This is a genomic window from Brevundimonas sp. 374 (assembly GCF_900102995.1).
GTDB lineage: Bacteria > Pseudomonadota > Alphaproteobacteria > Caulobacterales > Caulobacteraceae > Brevundimonas > Brevundimonas vesicularis_C.
In genome coordinates this window covers 1228206-1245933 of sequence record NZ_FNKT01000001.1, presented here as the reverse complement: position 1 = coordinate 1245933, position 17728 = coordinate 1228206, and the positions used below count along the sequence as shown (strand labels likewise).

The 17728-nt window shown below is 66.2% G+C and carries 11 protein-coding genes; 9 read left to right on the top strand and 2 right to left on the bottom strand.

All coding sequences use genetic code 11. The annotated features are described in order from the left end of the window. Positions 1-160 precede the first annotated feature (160 nt). Together BLR19_RS06175 and BLR19_RS06170 are read left to right on the top strand one after the other, a co-directional pair. A complete protein-coding gene (locus tag BLR19_RS06175) occupies positions 161-2962 on the top strand; it encodes a TonB-dependent receptor (RefSeq protein WP_218119324.1) in 2802 nt (933 codons plus the stop codon). 199 nt (positions 2963-3161) lie between these two features. After that, a complete protein-coding gene (locus tag BLR19_RS06170; RefSeq protein WP_091748371.1) occupies positions 3162-4436 on the top strand; it encodes a sugar MFS transporter in 1275 nt (424 codons plus the stop codon). A 69-nt stretch (positions 4437-4505) separates the two neighbouring features. On the opposite strand, the gene BLR19_RS06165 is transcribed toward BLR19_RS06170, so the two are convergent. Then, positions 4506-5111, bottom strand: coding sequence for a TetR/AcrR family transcriptional regulator (locus tag BLR19_RS06165; protein ID WP_255366461.1), 606 nt, complete (start codon positions 5109-5111; stop codon positions 4506-4508). Between the two features lie 132 nt (positions 5112-5243). On the opposite strand from BLR19_RS06165, the gene BLR19_RS06160 reads away from it, so the two are divergent. From BLR19_RS06160 to BLR19_RS06150, 3 genes are read left to right on the top strand one after another with little or no spacing between them, the layout of a single operon-like run. Continuing rightward, a complete protein-coding gene (locus tag BLR19_RS06160) occupies positions 5244-6446 on the top strand; it encodes an efflux RND transporter periplasmic adaptor subunit (RefSeq protein ID WP_039244573.1) in 1203 nt (400 codons plus the stop codon). A 3-nt stretch (positions 6447-6449) separates the two neighbouring features. After that, positions 6450-9728 carry an efflux RND transporter permease subunit gene (locus BLR19_RS06155; protein WP_091748369.1) on the top strand — a complete coding sequence of 1093 codons (3279 nt, stop codon included), beginning with the start codon at positions 6450-6452 and terminating at the stop codon, positions 9726-9728. Beyond that, positions 9728-11161 (top strand): efflux transporter outer membrane subunit, encoded by a 1434-nt coding sequence (locus tag BLR19_RS06150; protein WP_091748366.1) that lies wholly within the window; start codon positions 9728-9730, stop codon positions 11159-11161. The genes BLR19_RS06155 and BLR19_RS06150 overlap by 1 nt, the downstream gene beginning before the upstream one ends. Before the next feature lie 78 nt (positions 11162-11239). Here BLR19_RS06150 and BLR19_RS06145 read toward each other — a convergent pair whose 3' ends face one another. Further along, positions 11240-13327 carry a catalase gene (locus tag BLR19_RS06145; RefSeq protein WP_091748363.1) on the bottom strand — a complete coding sequence of 696 codons (2088 nt, stop codon included), beginning with the start codon at positions 13325-13327 and terminating at the stop codon, positions 11240-11242. Positions 13328-13509: 182 nt separating this feature from the next. On the opposite strand from BLR19_RS06145, the gene murC reads away from it, so the two are divergent. The 4 genes from murC (at position 13510) to BLR19_RS06125 (ending at position 17716) form a co-directional block, all read left to right on the top strand. Then, positions 13510-14922 carry a UDP-N-acetylmuramate--L-alanine ligase gene (murC, locus tag BLR19_RS06140; protein ID WP_091748360.1) on the top strand — a complete coding sequence of 471 codons (1413 nt, stop codon included), beginning with the start codon at positions 13510-13512 and terminating at the stop codon, positions 14920-14922. Then, the gene (gene murB, locus BLR19_RS06135; RefSeq protein WP_091748358.1) at positions 14919-15821 is read left to right on the top strand and encodes a UDP-N-acetylmuramate dehydrogenase; all 903 of its coding nucleotides are present in this window, start codon (positions 14919-14921) and stop codon (positions 15819-15821) included. Before murC ends, murB begins: the two co-directional genes overlap by 4 nt. A gap of 78 nt (positions 15822-15899) precedes the next feature. Beyond that, positions 15900-16841, top strand: a complete 942-nt coding sequence (locus BLR19_RS06130) for a D-alanine--D-alanine ligase (protein WP_091748355.1) — start codon at positions 15900-15902, stop codon at positions 16839-16841. Next, the gene (locus BLR19_RS06125; RefSeq protein ID WP_218119323.1) at positions 16829-17716 is read left to right on the top strand and encodes a cell division protein FtsQ/DivIB; all 888 of its coding nucleotides are present in this window, start codon (positions 16829-16831) and stop codon (positions 17714-17716) included. Before BLR19_RS06130 ends, BLR19_RS06125 begins: the two co-directional genes overlap by 13 nt. Positions 17717-17728: the final 12 nt, after the last annotated feature.

Below are 17728 nucleotides of genomic sequence, written 5' to 3'. Positions count from 1 at the left end.
GCACATTCCCGCGGCTTTGCGGGCTATCAACGGGCGCCAAGTGCGACGGAAATCAGACGCCCGCATTAACTGCTTGCAACATTCCCGAAGATTTGCATATTTTTGCGACGGCTTCAGATCGCGACGTTCAGAATCGCGGTCAGCCCCAGGGAGGATGACCATGTTCCAACGTCTCAACCGGCGCGCGCGCCTGCTATCCGGCGTCGCCTTCGGCGCAGCCGCCCTGATGGCGGTCGGCTCGGCCCACGCACAAACCGCCGCCGCGACAACGCAGGCCGACGATCAGGCGACGCAGGTCGATGAGATTGTCGTCACCGGCATTCGTCGTTCGATCGAAGCCGCGATCTCAGCCAAGGCCAACAACACCTCGATTGTCGAAGTCATCTCGGCCGAAGACATCGGCAAGCTGCCGGACGTCTCGATCGCCGAATCCCTGGCGCGCCTGCCGGGCGTGACCATGCAGCGCCTCGACGGCCGCAGCCAAGCGATCTCCATCCGGGGCCTGGGCCCTGACTTCACCACCGCCCTGCTGAACGGGCGCGAACTGGTCACCACCGGCGACAACCGCGGCGTCGAGTTCGACCAGTTCCCCGCCGAACTGCTGAACAGCGTCGTCGTTTACAAGACCCCGGACGCGGCTCTGATCGGTCAAGGTCTAGGCGGCACCGTCGACCTGCGCACCGTTCGCCCGCTGGCCTACGGCCGTCAGGCCATCGCCATGAATTATCGCCACGAGTGGAATGAGCTGGGCGCCCTGAACTCGGGCACGACCGACAACGGCGACCGTTATACCATCTCCTACATCGACCAGTTCTTGGACGGCACGCTGGGCGTGGCCCTGGGCTACGCCCACATGAGCTCGCCCTATCAGTCCGAGCGTTTCAACGCCTGGGGCTATCCCAACTACACGGACGGCAATCTGCTGACCGGCGGCGTGAAGCCCTATGTGATGTCGTCTGAGCTGGAGCGCGACGGCTATATGGGCGTGCTGGAATGGCGCCCGAACGATCGCATCCACTCCACGATCGACGCCTTCTATTCCGAGTTCAAGAACACCCAGGTTCTGCGCGGCATCGAGTTCCCGCTGGCTTGGGGTGGTTCCTCTGGTGATTGCACCGTGAACGTCCCGTCGGCGGTCTGCCGTCCGGCGCCGTCGCTGCGTCCCGGCTACACTGTCGAAGACGGCCTCATCGTCGCTGGCACCTGGGACAACATCAAGGGCGTGGTTCGCAACGATCTGAACAAGCGCGACAGCAACATCACCGCCTTGGGCTGGAACACCGAGTTCACGCTCAGCGACGACTGGTCGGCGAACATGGACCTCAGCTATTCGAAGGTCGAGCGTAACGACATCATCCTGGAAACCAACGCCGGCACCGGCCGCAACGTTAACGGCGCGTTGGACACTCTGGGCTTTGAACTGACCGACGATGGCGTGACCCGCTTCACCAGCCGTCTGAACTACGCCGATCCGAACCTGATCCGTATCACCAGCCCGCAGGGCTGGGGCGGCGACGTCATTCCTGGCGGTCAGGCCGGTTATATGAACACGCCGTCCATCGAGGACGAGATCAAGGCCGCTCGCTTCTCTGTGACGCGTGAACTGCACCAGAGCCCGTTTAAGTCGATCGACTTCGGCGCCAACTACACCGAGCGTCAAAAGAGCTTCGTCAACGACCAGTTCTATCTCGGCGTCCCCGGCGGCGGCGATCTGACCGTGCCTTCAGCCTTCCTGCTGGACCCGACCGACCTTGGCTATCTCGGCATCAGCGCCGTGCTGAGCTACGACGCTCTCGGCCTGGTCAATAGCGGCGCATTGAACCGCGTCCGCAACCCGAACGCCGACGTCACGGCCGGCAACTGGGAAGTGACGGAAAAGGTCTCGACCGCCTACGTCCGCGCCAACATCGATCACAACCTGTTCGGCCGGGCCCTGACCGGCAACGTCGGCATGCAGTTCGTCTATACCGACCAAAGCTCCAGCGGCTTCTCGGCGCGGCAGGTCGGACCGGGCGTCTCCGAGACCATCGCGGTGACGGGCGGCGACGAATATCTGGAGATTTTGCCTAGCGCGAACTTCATCCTGGAAACCGGCGAGGACATGTTCGCGCGTCTGGCAGTTTCGCGCACCTTGGCCCGTCCGCGCATGGACGATATGCGCGCCTCGCGAAACTACAGCTATAACCCCAGCTTGGCCCAATCGACCGACATCAACCGTTCCCCCTGGGGCGGCGGCGGCGGCAACCCGGAACTGCGGCCGTACATCGCGGACGTGATCGACGTGTCGTTCGAGAAGTATTTCGCCAACCGCAAGGGCTACATCTCGCTGGCGGCTTTCTACAAGAACCTGGAAAGCTACGTCTTTAATCGCAATCAGATCTTCGACTTCACCGGCTATCCGATCGGCGTGATTTCGCCAACGAACCCCGAGCCAGCCTTGCGCCAAGGCCTGGTCGGCGCGCCTGACAATGGCGAAGGCGGCTGGATCAAGGGCCTTGAGCTTTCAATCTCGGCGCCGTTCGACATCTTCCATCCGGCCCTGGAAGGTTTCGGCGCCCAGTTCAGCGCCTCGACCACGGACAGCGAAGTCCAGCCGGATCCGACCCAGGCCCCGACCGCCCTGCCGGGTCTGTCGGAGAACGTGATCAACGGCTCTCTCTACTATGAGCGCTACGGCTTCCAGTCGCGGATTTCGGCCCGCTATCGCTCGGATTACCTGGGCGAAGTCGCCGGCTTCGGCAACGGCCGCACCCTGCGTTCGGTCGCGGCGGAAACCGTGGTCGACGCCCAGGTCGGCTATGAGTTCCAGTCCGGTCCGCTGGAAGGCCTGTCGGTTCTGGCTCAGGTCAACAACCTGACCGACGAGCCGTTCAAGACCTTCGAGAACGGCGATGAGCGCCGGACCATCGACTATCAGCACTACGGCCGCACCTTCGCCGTCGGGCTGAACTACAAGTTCTGATTTCCCCTCTCTTCTGAGCAAACTTGGGCCGCCGCGTTCGCGAGGCGGCCCTTTTCTTTGCCTGCGCCACGGCCCGGCGGGAAAGTTTCGTTACAGAGCGCGCTTTTCGGCTGGACGCGCCTTTCGCGATGTCCGAACCAAGCAGGATGAGAACCGCGCGATCACAGCGCGGCCGTTCGATTTCACTGGGGGATCATTCATGACCGTTCCGGACGCCGGAAAACGCCAGGGCGCAGGCCTGGCCTTCGCCTATGTCACCACGCTGTTCTTCGCCTGGGGCTTTGCGACCTCGCTGATCGACCCGTTGATCGCGGCGGTTAAGCGGGTGTTCGACCTGAACAACGCCGAGGCCTTCCTGACCACCTTCGCCTGGTTCATCGCCTACGGGCTGATGTCCCTGCCGGCGGCCTCCGTCCTCAGCAAGCTGGGCTACAGCCGCTCGATCATCGGCGCCCTCATCGTCATGGTCGCGGGCTGCTTGATCGTGCCGGCCGCCACCGCCGCCGACTGGTATCCCGGCGTCTTGATCGCCCTGTTCGTCATCGCCTCGGGCGTCACCCTGCTGCAGGTCGCGGCCAACCCGCTGGTCGCCGAGCTGGGCAGCCCCAAGGGCGCCTCCAGCCGTCTGAACCTGTCGCAGGCCTTCAACTCGCTGGGCACGACCGTGGGGCCATGGCTGGGCTCGCACGTTCTGCTGACGGGCGGCGTCTTCGCCGCTGGCGCTGTGGTCACCGCCGCGACCCGCACCCAGTCGCTGCGCAGCATCGACATGGCCTTCCTGGGCATGGGCGCCTTCTTCGCCTTGATCGCCGTCTTCATCTTCACGGCGCGCAAGAAGATCAATGCGGCGGCGCCTGAATCGCACAATGCGGTTTCGCCGTTGAAGGCCCTGTCGTCGCCCTGGGCTGTATTCGGCGCCCTGGCCATCTTCCTCTACGTCGGTTCCGAAGTCGCCATCGGCGGCATGCTGACCAACTTCCTCGAAAGCCCCGACATCCTGAACGCCCCGATCGAGACGGCGGGCAAGATGGTCGCCCTGTACTGGGGCGGCGCCATGGTCGGCCGCTTCATCGGTTCGCTCGTGCTGACCAAGGTGCGCCCCGGCATCGTCCTGGCCTGCTGCACCGTCGCGGCGGCGGTGCTGTGCCTGACAGTCAGCCAGATCGGCGGGCCGACGGCGGCTTATGCCGTTCTGTCGATCGGCCTGTTCAACTCGATCATGTTCCCGACTATCTTCACCCTGACGCTGGAGCGCTCGACCGCTCCGACTTCGGCGACGTCGGGCCTGCTGGTGTTCGGCATCATCGGCGGCGCCCTGCTGCCCCAAGTCGCGGCGCATATCGCCGATGCGGCCGGCAAGCTGCAGCCCGCCTTCATCGTGCCGATGCTGGGCTACATCGGCCTGACGATCTTCGCCATCGGCTGCATCCGCACCAAGGCGCGGACCGAAGTGACCTCGACCGCCTCGCACTGAGCCGGTCGCCGGACAAGACGAAGGGCGCGGAGGCCAACCTCCGCGCCCTTTTTCGTTTCCGCGATGGGATCAGCCGTCGATCAGGGACTGAAGAATCGGCGCCAGGCGGTCGCGCATTCTTTCGCACTGGGCGGGTTCGATGTTGAAACTGCCGCCGCCCAGTTCGCGACTGACCGACATGCCCATGATGAAGCCGGCCAGCAGCCGCGCGCGCACGGTGGCGTCCGGCCCGCTCAGCCACTCCTCCAGCGGGCCGAAGAACCGCTGGGTGCAGGTGGTCTGAACCATCTCCGACGCCTTGGCCGAGCCGATGGAGCGCAACATGATCGACATGCCCTTCAGCTTTTCGGCCTTCTTGGGTTCGAAGACGATCTCGTGGGCGACGCGCCGGCCGAAGTCGGATTTCTCACCCTGCATCAGGGCGCTGCCGTCGCCGCAGCTGTCCAGGGCGGCCAGGAAAAGGTCGTCCTTGGAGCCGAAGTAGCGGCTGATCAGGGCCGCATCGACGCCGACATCGCGGGCGATGTCGCGCATGCCCACGTCGTCATAGCTCTCGGCCGCGAATCTCTCGCGCGCAGCATCGAGAATGGCCGTGCGCGTGGCGGCGGCGTTTCTCGGGCGTGGGCCGGGACATAACAAGGTGATGACACTCCACAGACAATAACCGTAGATCACATATGGCTTTGTCAACGCCTGTTGACAAGCGCCACGGCTCCGACCATTAAGTCACCACGCGTTGACAAGACCGACTCCCCATCGGCCTCTGTCCGCACGACAGGGATTTACCTCCGACAGGGAGATGCGCAGATGCGCGGGCTGAAGATTGCGGCGGTATCCGTCATGGTGACGGGTGCGCTTTATGGTTGTTCCCCAAAGGCAGAGGCGCCGGCGCAAGGCGCGCCGCCCGTGACCGTGGCTGTGCCGCTGAAGCAGCAGGTGCGGGACTGGGACGAGTTCACCGGTCGCTTCGAAGCGGTCGAGAGCGTGGACGTGCGCGCCCGCGTCGGCGGCTATATTCAGGCGGTTCACTTCCGCGACGGTCAGATGGTTCAGAAAGGCCAGCTGCTGTTCACCCTGGATCCGCGCCCGGCGCAGGCCGCCCTGGCCCAGGCTCAGGCCCAGGTGGCCCAGGCCCAGTCCCAGCTGTCGCTGGCCCGCGCCAACCTGGCCCGCAGCGAAGCCCTGCTGGCCTCGCAGGCGGTGTCCAAGGCCGAGTATGATTCCAACAAGGCGGCCGTCGATGCGGCCCAGGCCAATCTGGCGGCTGGCAACGCCGCTGTTCGCAATGCGCGTCTGAACCTGGAATACACCCGCGTCACCGCGCCGACCTCGGGTCGCGTGTCCGACCGCCGCGTCGATCCGGGCAATGTCATCGCCGGCGGTTCGTCGGCCGGCGACATTTTGACCACCATCATCTCGGGCGGCCCGATTCACTTCGTCTTCGACGGCTCTGAAGCGGTCCTGCTGAAATACCTGCGTCAGGGCGGCGCCAATCAGGGTGCGGTCGTCAATGTGCGCCTGCAGGACGAGAGCACCTACAAGCACACCGGGCGCCTCGACTTCTCGGACAACGCCGTGGACACCGCCTCGGGCGTGATCCGTCTGCGCGCCATCCTGCCTAACGCAGACGGCTTCCTGCGCCCCGGCATGTTCGGCAGCGCCCAGGTCGCGGGCGCCGGCGCCTATGACGCCCTGCTGGTGCCGGATTCGGCCATCGGCACGGATCAGGCCCGCCGCACCGTCGCCGTGGTCAACGCCGACGGCACCGTGACAAACAAGGCCGTCCAGCTCGGCCCGATCGTGCAGGGCTTGCGCGTCGTCCGTTCGGGCCTGGCTCCGACCGACCGCGTCATCATCGCGGGTCTGCAACGCGCCGCCCAACCGGGCTCAAAGGTCACGCCGAAGAACGGCAAGATCGAACCCGTCGCCGGCGATGCGTCCCAGGCGCCCGTCACCCAGGCGGCGCCCGCGTCCAGCGCCTCGTTCGCCAACAGCCTGCCGGCCGGCTAAGCCATGAACATCTCCCGCTTCTTCATCGATCGGCCGATTTTCGCGGCCGTGATCGCGGTGGTGATCTCCATCATCGGCATCGCCGCCTATCCGCTGCTGCCGCTGTCGCAGTATCCGGAGATCGCGCCGCCGACGATCACCATCAACGCCGCCTATCCCGGCGCCTCGGCCGAGACCCTGGCCGAAACCGTCGCCGCTCCCATCGAGCAGGAGGTGAACGGCGTCGAGAACATGCTCTACATCTCCTCCTCGTCCACAGCGGACGGGGCGGTGGCCATCACCGTGACCTTCCAGCCCGGCACGGACCTGGATTCCGCTCAGGTGCTGGTCCAGAACCGGGTGGCCTTGGCCGAACCCCGCCTTCCCGAGGCGGTTCGCCAGACGGGCGTCGTGGTCAACAAGGCCGAGAGCGGCTTCCTGATGATCCTTGGCCTGACCTCGCCCGATGGGACCCTGGATAACGACTATGTCGGCAACTACGCCAACTCCACGCTGAGGGACCGTCTGCTGCGGATCGAGGGCGTGGGCGCGGTTCAGGTGTTCGGCGGCGGAAACTATTCGATGCGCGTCTGGATTGACCCGGCCAAGGCGGCCGAGCGCGGTCTGACGGGCCCCGAGATCGTTTCCGCCCTGCGCGCCCAGAACGTCCAGGCCGCCGCCGGCTCCATCGGCCAGCCGCCGTTCCCCAACAGCGCGGCCGCCTTCCAGCTGCCGGTCCAGGTCCAGGGCCGTCTCAGCGATCCCAATGAGTTCGCCAACGTCGTTCTGAAGACGGACGCCCAAGGCCGTGTCACCTATCTGCGCGACGTGGCGCGGATCGAACTGGGCGCCCAGGATTACGGCATCCGCGGCTTCTTCGACGGCCAGCGCGGCGTCGGCATCGCCATTGTTCAACAGCCGGGCGCCAACGCCCTGGGCACCGCCGACCGCGTATTGAAAGAGGTCGAGGCCCTGAAGTCCGAAGTGCCCGCCGGCATGAAGGTGGACGTGCCCTACAACCCGACTGAATTCGTCGCCGCTTCGGTGGAGTCGGTTCAGCACACCCTGGTCGAAGCCGTCATCCTGGTCATCATCGTGGTCATGGTCTTCCTGCAGACCTGGCGCGCGGCCATCATCCCCATCGTCGCCATTCCCGTCGCCCTGGTCGGCACCTTCGCGGTGCAGCTGGCGCTGGGCTATTCGATCAACTCCCTGTCCCTGTTCGCCCTGGTCCTGGCGGTCGGCATCGTCGTCGATGACGCCATCGTCGTGGTCGAGAACGTGGAGCGGGCGATCAGCGAGGGCCTCAGTCCCAAGGAGGCCGCCTATCGATCGATGCAGGAGGTGTCCGGCGCCCTGATCGCCATCGGCCTGGTGCTGGTGTCGGTGTTCGTGCCGACGATGTTCGTGCCCGGCATCCCCGGCATCTTCTATCGCCAGTTCGCGGTCGTCATCGCCTCGGCCTCGGTCATCTCGCTGTTCGTGTCCCTGACCCTGTCGCCGGCCATGGCCGCCTTGCTGCTGAAGCCGCACAAGAAGGATCACGAGCACGCTCGCAAGCCGGGCGTCCTGGGAACGGTCGTCTATTACGGCGGCTGGGCCGGGCGGAAGTTCAACGAGGGCTTCGACTGGCTGTCGGATCGCTACGGGCGCCTGACCGCGCGTCTGGTGCGCACGGTCGGTCTGGTGCTGATCATCTATGCCGGTCTTCTGGGCCTGACCGCCTGGCGTCTGGTGGATACCCCCTCGGGCTTTATCCCTGAACAGGATCAGGGCTTCCTGATCGGCGTCATCCAACTGCCGGCCGGTGCATCTCTGGACCGCACCCAGGCGGTGATGGAACGCGCCACCAAGATCATCCAGGGCACTTCCGGGGTGAACGGCACCGTGGCCTTCGCGGGTCTCGATGGTTCCAGCTTCTCGTTCGGCTCGAACGCCGCCACCATCTTCGTGCGCCTGAACGGCTTCGAGGAACGCTCCAAGGAACAGGCCGCCACGGCCCTGGCCGGCGCCATCACCCAGGCCACCGGACAGATAGAGGACGCGCAGATCTTCGTCATCGCCCCGCCGGCGGTCCAGGGTCTGGGCACCGGCAACGGTTTCTCGATGATGATCCAGGACCGCGAAGGCGCCGGTTATCGTCCGCTGGAAGGCGCGACCTTCGCCATGATGGGCGCCGCCGCCCAGAAGCCGACCGAGGTCAGCCAGGTCTTTTCGACCTACAACACGGCCTCGCCGCGCATCACCGCCGACGTCGACCGCGACAAGGCGCTCATGCTGGGTGTCCAACCCAGCTCTGTGTTCGACACCCTGGGCGTCTATCTGGGCTCGTCCTACGTCAACGACTTCAACATGTTGGGCCGCACCTTCCGGGTGACGGCGCAGGCGGAGCCGACGGCGCGCGACGACATCGCCGACATCGCCAATCTGAAGACCAAGTCGTCCACCGGCGCCATGGTGCCGATCGGATCGGTGGCCAATCTGGTCAACGATTCTGGTCCGGCGCGGATCGTACGCTACAACCTGTTCCCCGCGGCCGAGCTTCAGGGCAACGCCGCGGCAGGGGTCTCCTCCGGAGAGGCGCTGCAGGTCATGGAAACCATGGCCGCCCAGACCCTGCCGCAGGGCTTCTCCTACGAGTGGACGGGTCTGGCCTACCAGCAGAAGGCGGCGGGTTCCGGCGCGACGGTCATTTTCCTGATGGCGGTGGTGTTCGTCTTCCTGGTGTTGGCGGCTCAGTATGAAGCGTTCACGCTTCCGCTGGCGGTCATTCTGATCGTGCCGATGTGTCTGCTGGCGGCCATCATCGGGGTCAACCTGCGCGGCCTGGACAACAACATCCTGGTCCAGATCGGGCTGGTCGTTCTGATCGCCTTGGCGGCCAAGAACGCCATCCTGATCGTCGAGTTCGCCAAACAGGCCGAAGAAGAGCAAGGCATGAACCGGTTCGAGGCTGCGGTCGCCGCCGCCAAGACCCGTCTGCGTCCGATCCTGATGACCTCCTTCGCCTTCATCCTCGGCGTCGTGCCGCTGATGCTGGCCTCGGGGCCGGGCGCGGAGATGCGTCAGTCGCTGGGCACGTCCGTCTTCTCGGGCATGCTGGGCGTGACCTTCTTCGGCCTGATCTTCACCCCGGTCTTCTATGTGGTCAGCCGCTGGCTGTCCTCGAAACTGCCGCAAGGCAAGAAACCGACCCCGACGCCTGACCGTCCTTCGGACCGGCCCGTGCGTTATGACGAAACCAGCGACCGGACCGATCCGAACGCGCCTGCGCCCGCGACCGGCCGGGGAGGGGACATCTGATGACCCGCAACAAGACCCTCAGCTTCCTGACCGCCGCAGCCTCCAGCGCCCTGCTGGCCGCCTGCGCGGTCGGACCCAAGGCGCCGGTCGCCGACCTGCCCGTCGCCGGTACGGGCGCCTTTGTCGGCTCGGCCAGCCCCACCGTCTCGACCGCTGCGGCGCGCGACGACTGGTGGCGGCTGTACGAGGACCCCACGCTGGACGCCCTGATCCAGCAGGCCTTCGCCGAGAACAACCAGCTCGAGGCCGCCTTCGCCAATCTGCGCGCAGTCCGAGCGTCGCTGTCGGAGGCCCGCGTCGGGCGTTTCCCGACCACGACGACCAGCGCCCAGGCCCAGCGCAGCCGCGCCTCGGCCGCCACGGTCCAGGGCCTGCCCGCCGGGCAGGATGCGCCCGAGATCGACACCTATGATGTCGGCATACAGGCGGCCTATGAGGTCGACCTGTTCGGACGGGTGGAATCCACCATCCGCGCCGCCCGCGCCGACGCCCGCGCCGCCGAGGCCGCCCTGGCCACGGTCCAGGTGACGGTCGCGGCCGAGACGACCCGCGCCTACGCCGACACCTGTTCGGCCAATGCGCAGATCGCGGTGGCCGAACGGACGCTGGAGCTGCAACGCAACACCGCCAACCTGACCCAGACGCTGCTCGACGGCGGGGCGGGCACAGGGCTGGACGTGGCCAGCGCCCGCGCGGCCCTGGCCCAGACGGCGGCGACCCTGCCGACCCTGCGCGCGGCCCGTAACGAGGCTCTATTCCGCCTGGCTACCCTGACCGGCCGTACCCCGGCCGAGGCCAGCCAGGCCGCCGCCGCCTGCGTGCGTCCGCCCCAGCTCAGCCAGCCCATCCCGGTCGGCGATGGTGCGGCGCTTCTGGCCCGCCGTCCCGATGTGCGCCAGGCCGAGGCCGAACTGGCCGCCGCCGCCGCGCGCGTGAACGTGGCGACCGCAAACCTGTTTCCGCAGATCAGCCTGGGCGGATCGTTCGGCTCCACCGCGCTGGACTCGGGTGAACTGGGCAACGACCAGAACTTCCGCTTCAGCTTTGGTCCGCTGATCAGCTGGTCCTTCCCCAACGTCTTCGCCGCCCGCGCCCAGATCAAGGCCGCCGGCGCCCGTTCGGATGCGGCGCTCGCGACCTTCGACCAGACCGTGCTGACGGCGCTTCAGGAAGCCGAGACGGCGCTCAGCAACTACGCCAACGAACTGGACCGCCGTGCGGCCCTGACCGAAGCCAGGGACCAGGCGGCCCGCGCCGCCGACCTGTCGCGCCTGCGCTTCAACGCCGGCGCCGACAGCTTCCTGCTGGTGCTGGACGCCGAACGCACCCAAGCTGCAGCCGACGCGGCCCTGGCCCAGTCCGACGCCTTGGTCACGACCTATCAGATCGCCCTGTTCCGCGCCCTGGCCGGGGGCTGGCAGGCCGACAGTTGATCGCGTCGCGATGCTGAAAGAAGAGGGCCGGGCGACGCATCGCCCGGCCTTTTTTCATTCTGATCAAGTTTACCGCGGTCAGGCCAAAATCCGCACCTTGGGTTCGCGATCCCATTGGCGGGTGCGGGCGGGGGCGAGAAAGTTTTCGGCGTTCTTGGACAGGTCGATCACGCCAGCGTCCGGCTCGACGCCTGCCTTGTCGAGCAGGGGCTGGGCCTCAGGCGTGTGGCCTATGGCCTTGAGGTGGCCGAAGGCGTCCTTGGCGAAATCGACCGCGGCGCCTTCTTTCAGCATTTGGGCGCAGCCGTCCTCGGACAGAACGATCGCCACGGCATCGAACAGGACCGACGGGCTGCCGGCCAGTTGACCGTCGGCCGCGAGCGTCTTGCCGTCCTTCAGCTTGGCGCCGCCGATCTTGGGCGCAACGATGAAGACCGAGCCGCCGTCGCCTTCAACCGCCGCCTTGACCGCATCGACGACAGCGCCATCCGAACCGTCGGCGACCAGGATGGCGACCTTCCGGCCCTTCAGGGTGTCGGGATATTTGCCGACGATGCGTAAGGCGGGCGAGGCGTCCAGATCGATGGGCGCCACACCGGGGGCCGACGCCTTGGGCAGGGGCAGGTTCAGGCCGTCGGCGACCCGCTGGGCCAAGGTCTCATCGACGTTCTGCAGATTGGCCAGAACGCGCTCGCGAACGTGAGCGAGCGACACCTTGGACAGTTCGAATACGATGGCGCTGGCCAAATGGGCCTGTTCGATCTCGGTCTGGGAGCGGAAGAACAGCCGTGCCTGGCTGTAGTGATCGGCGAAACTTTCGGCGCGCAGCCGGACCTTTTCGCCCTCGACCGGGATCGGCGCGGTGCGGAAGCCGCCCTTGGGATCTTCACGCGGGCCGCCGTCTTCGCCAGCCTCGGACAGGCTGTTGGGTTCGTAGTTGGCGCGGCCCTTGGGCACAGCCATCTGCATATGACCGTCGCGCTGGAAGTTCTGGAAGGGGCAGCCCTTGGCCTGGTTGATCGGGATCTGGTGGAAGTTGACCGTGCCCAGGCGCGACAGCTGGGTATCCTGATAGGAGAACAAGCGGCCCTGCAGCAGCGGATCCTCCGAGAAGTCGATGCCCGGCACGATGTTGGTCGGCAGGAAGGCGACCTGTTCGGTCTCGGCGAAGAAGTTGTGGGGATTGCGGTCCAGGACCATGCGGCCGATCACGCGGATCGGATAGTCTTCCTCCGGCACCAGCTTGGTGGCGTCCAGAATGTCGAAGGGCAGGGCGTCGGCCTGTTCCTGAGTGAAAAGTTGCACGCCGAACTCCCATTCGGGGAAGTCGCCCTGATCGATGGCCTCATACAGGTCGCGACGGTGATAGTCCGGGTCGGCGCCGGCTATCTTGACCGCCTCGTCCCAGCAGGTGGATTGCGTGCCTAGCTTGGGCCGCCAGTGGAACTTGACCAGGGTCGCCTCGCCTTCGGCGTTGATCAGCCGGAAGGTGTTGACGCCGAAGCCTTCCATCATGCGCAGGCTGCGCGGAATGCCGCGATCCGACATGGCCCACATGACCATATGCATACTCTCAGGCATCAGGCCGATGAAGTCCCAGAAGGTGTCGTGGGCGCTGGCCGCCTGGGGATAGCCCTTGTCGGCCTCCATCTTCACCGAATGGATCAGGTCCGGGAACTTGATCGCGTCCTGGATGAAGAAGACGGGGATGTTGTTGCCTACCAGATCCCAGTTGCCTTCGGTCGTGTAGAATTTGACCGCAAAGCCGCGGACGTCGCGCGGCGTATCGACCGAGCCCGCGCCGCCGGCGACGGTCGAGAAGCGGGTGAACAGCTCGGTCTTCTTGCCGACCTCGGTCAGGATCTTGGCCGTGGTGAAGTCCGACAGACTGTCGGTCAGTTCGAAGAAGCCGTGGGCGGCCGAGCCGCGGGCATGGACGATCCGCTCAGGGATACGCTCGTGGTCAAAATGCTGGATCTTCTCGCGAAGGATGAAGTCTTCCAGCAGGGTCGAGCCGCGCGAGCCGGCCTTGAGCGAGTTCTGATTGTCGCTGATCGGCGTGCCGTGATTGGTGGTCAGGCGGGTCTCAGGCGTCGAGGCGGTCTGGTGCACCTCTCCGGCGTTGCCGATTGTTGGCGCGCCGGCCGGCTTTGCGTTCTTGGCCATCTTGGGAGTCCTTTAGAGCAGCGGCGCAAGCGGGAGCCGCGCGCGTTCCCGAAGACAACTCGATGGAGGCGCAATAGTTCTGTGCGAGTTCGCGCACAGGCATGCCCGATCGTCCCTAGAAAAGTTCGCTCCGTATGCGGCGCGCCCTTCGCAGGAGGCGAGGCGGCGTTTATGAGGCGAAAATGATCGCACGCCTTCGCCCCGTTCCGTTCGACCTCGGTCCCGTTCATTTCGTCGGTATCGGCGGCATCGGCATGAGCGGCATCGCCGAGATCATGCTGAAGATCGGCTATTCGGTGCAGGGCTCTGACGCCAAGGCCAGCGCCAATACCGAGCGGCTGGAACAGCTCGGCGCCAAGATCTTCATCGGCCACGACGCCGCTCATGTGGGCGAGGGCGTCTCGGCCGTGGTCTATTCGACGGCGGTCAAGGCCGACAATCCCGAGATGAAGGCCGCCCGCGAGCGCCGCATCCCGCTGGTGCGCCGAGCCGAAATGCTGGCCGAGCTGATGCGGCTGCAGTTCTCGATCGCTGTGGGCGGCACGCACGGCAAGACGACCACGACCTCGATGGTGGCGGCCCTTCTTGATGCGGCGGGCCTAGATCCGACGGTGGTCAACGGCGGCATCATCAACGCCTATGGCACCAACGCCAAGGTCGGCGACGGTGACTGGATCGTGGTGGAGGCGGACGAGTCGGACGGCAGCTTCCTGCGCCTGAAGTCGACGGTGGCCATCGTCACCAATATCGATCCCGAACATCTAGACCACTACGGCGACTTCGACGGGGTGCGGAAAGCGTTCGTCGATTTCGTCGAGAACATCCCCTTCTACGGCTTCGCCGCTGTCTGCCTGGACCATCCGGAGGTGCAGAAGCTGGTCGCGGCCATCGATAACCGGCGTCTGGTGACCTACGGCGTCAATCCGCAGGCCATGGTGCGGGCCGACAATGTCGAGATGGGGCCGGACGGCTGCCGCTTCGACGTGGTCATCCAGAATGGCGAAACCCATTTGATCTCGGGCGTCCATCTGCCGATGGCTGGCTGGCACAATGTGTCGAACGCCTTGGCCGCCATCGCTGTGGCGCGCGAGCTGGATGTGTCGGACGACGCGATCCGCTCCGGCCTGGCCGGCTTCGGCGGAGTCAAGCGCCGCTTCACCACGACGGGCGTCGTGGGCGGCGTCCGCATCGTCGACGACTACGGCCACCACCCGGTCGAGATCGCCGCCGTGCTGAAGGCCGCGCGTCAGGTGACGGAGGGTCGGGTCATCGCCGTGGTCCAGCCGCACCGCTACACGCGCCTGCGCGACCTGATGGACGAGTTCTCGACCTGCTTCTCGGACGCCGACAGCGTGATCGTCGCCGATGTCTATCCCGCCGGGGAACAGCCGATCGAGGGGGTGGACAAGCACGCCCTGGCCAACGGGGTGCGCCGCTACGGCCACCGTCACGTCCAGGCCTTGGAGAACGCCGCGGTCCTGCCGCGCCTGATCAAGGATGAGGCTAAATCCGGCGACGTCGTCGTGCTGCTGGGCGCCGGCGACATCACCAGCTGGGCCTATGGCCTGCCGGCGCAACTGGAGGCTCTGGCGTGATCGTTTTGCCCGACGTGCGCGGCAAGCTGCTGCGGAACGAGCCGCTGGCGCCCTATACCTGGTTCCGGGTCGGTGGGGCGGCCGAGGCCCTATTCATTCCGGCGGACGCCGAGGATCTCGCGGAATTCCTGAAGGCCTTGGACCTGGCCGTGCCGGTGACGGTCCTGGGCGTCGGATCGAACGTCATCGTCCGTGACGGCGGGGTCGAGGGGGTGGTGATCCGCCTGGCGGGACGCCCGTGGGCGCAGATCACGACGGACGGCGACACGGTCACGGCCGGCGCGGGCGCGCTGGACTCGATGGTCGCCAAGGCCAGCGCCAAGGCGGGAATCGCCGGGCTGGAATTCTACGCCGGCATTCCGGGCACGATCGGCGGCGCCCTGACCATGAACGCCGGTTGCTACGGCTCCGAGACCAAGGACATGCTGGTGTCGGCCTGGGGCCTGACGCGGGCGGGCGAGCGTGTCGATTACGCTCTGGCCGATTTCGGTTACACCTATCGCCATTCCCGGGCGCCGGCCGACATCATCTGGATCGAGGCGACCTATCGCGGCACTGTCGACGAACCCGAGGCGGTGGCGGCCCGGATCTCCGAGATCACCAGTCGTCGCGAGACGACCCAGCCGATCCGCGAGAAGACGGGCGGTTCGACGTTCAAGAACCCCGAGGGCCATTCGTCGTGGAAGCTGGTGGATGAGGCCGGCTGGCGCGGCAAGCTGCACGCCGAAAATGGGGGAGGGGCTAAGTTCAGCGAACTGCACTCCAACTTCATGATCAATCCCGGGGAAGCGACTGCGGCCGATATTGAAGGCCTGGGCGAGGCGGTTCGCGCTGATGTGCTGGCCAAGACCGGCGTTCAGCTGGAGTGGGAAATCAAGCGGATCGGCCGAGCGGGATGAAAAATCCCGCGCAAAAATAGCCGCCGGACGCGAATGGTTGACGGCCTGTTAAACATGTAGGCCCCAATCCAAGGCGTCATGGCCCGCGCTTTCAAAGATCTTCATGTCGCCGTCCTGATGGGCGGCCTTTCCGCAGAGCGGGAGGTGTCCCTCTCGTCAGGCGAGCAGTGCGCGCGCGCGCTGGAGCGGCAGGGCGTGCGCGTCAGTCGCGTGGACGCCGGGCGGGATCTGGCCAATGTGCTTTCGGGTCTGATCAAGCCGGACGTGGTCCTGAACTGTCTGCACGGCGCCTGGGGCGAGGACGGCTGCGTCCAGGGCGTGCTGGAGACCTTGCGGATTCCCTACACTCATTCCGGCGTGCTGGCCTCGGCCCTGGCGATGGACAAGGACAAGTCCAAGGCCGTGCTGCGGGCGGCCGGCATCAAGGTGCCGGGCGGCGGTCTTTACGATCGTCACGAGGTCGCCAGCCGCCACGTCATCGACCCGCCCTATGTGGTCAAGCCCAATGCCGAGGGCTCGTCCGTTGGCGTCTTCCTGGTGCGCGAGGGCGCCAACCGTCCGGTTTCCGAAGTGGGCGAGCCGGGGTGGGCTTACGGTGAGCAGGTCGTCGTCGAGCCCTATATCGCCGGCAAGGAACTGTGCGTCACCGTGCTGGGCGAGGCGACGGGGCCGCGCGCCCTGACCGTCACGGACATCACTCCGACCAAGGGCTTCTATGACTACGAGGCCAAATATGCGCCGGGCGGATCGGTGCACGTCCTGCCGGCCGTCCTGCCGCCGCATGTGTTCGAAAAGGCGCTGCGTCAGGCCGAGGCGGCGCACGTCGCCATGGGCTGCCGCGGCGTGTCGCGATCCGACTTCCGTTATGATGATGTTAAGGACGATCTGGTCCTGTTGGAGGTCAATACTCAGCCCGGCATGACCCCGACTTCGCTCGCGCCCGAGCAGGCCGCCCATACCGGGATGAGCTATGACGATCTGGTTCGGTGGATGGTGGAGGACGCCTCATGCCCGCGGTAGTTCGCGGCGGCCGGCGACAGGGTTCTAATCAGGCTCCACAACGCGGTGCGGCTTCCAAGGGCGGAGGACGGTCGCGCGGCGGGGCCCAGAACGCGTCCGCCGTTCCCGGCAAGATGGCCGCCATCGGCCGTGTCGATATTTCGCCCCGCACCGCCGTGATCGCCTTGGGCGCCGGCGCGCTGCTGCTGGTCGGGGTTCTGGCCACGGGCGCTCGCGCCGAGCGGATCGGCGCCTCGGTTTCTCATGGCCTGGACAGTGTGACGGCCGGCATGGGCCTGACGCTGAAGCGGGTGCACATCACCGGCGCCTCGCCGGAGGCCGAGCCGGCGATCCAGCGCGCGCTGGGCCTGTATTCCGGTCAGCCGATCACCAGCCTGGATCTGGACGCCATCCGCACGCGGGTTCAGGGCGTGGGGTGGGTCAAGGAGGCGCGCGTGGTGCGCCTGTTGCCCGACACCCTGATCGTCGAGGTCAAGGAACACGACCGCCTCGCCGTCTGGCAGGAAGCCGGTCAGATCAAGGTGATCGACAACCGGGGCCAGGTCATCGACGGCGCCGACGCGCGTCGCTATCCGACGCTGCCGCTGGTTGTGGGCAAGGGCGCCGACGTGGCGGCGGGCGAAATCCTGCCTCTGCTGGCCCAGCGCCCGCGACTGATGGGGATGGTGGACGCCTTGGTGCGCGTGGATGAGCGCCGCTGGGACCTGCGTCTCAAAGACGGCAGCCTGATCCAGCTTCCCGCCACCGAACAGGAGGCGGCTTTGATCCGCCTCGATGCGCTGGACCAGCGCGAACGCCTGCTCGACCTGGGCTTCGCCCGCGTCGATCTCAGAACCCCCGACGAGGTCGCCGTGCGACCCGCCGGCGACGCCTAAGGACCGTAGAGA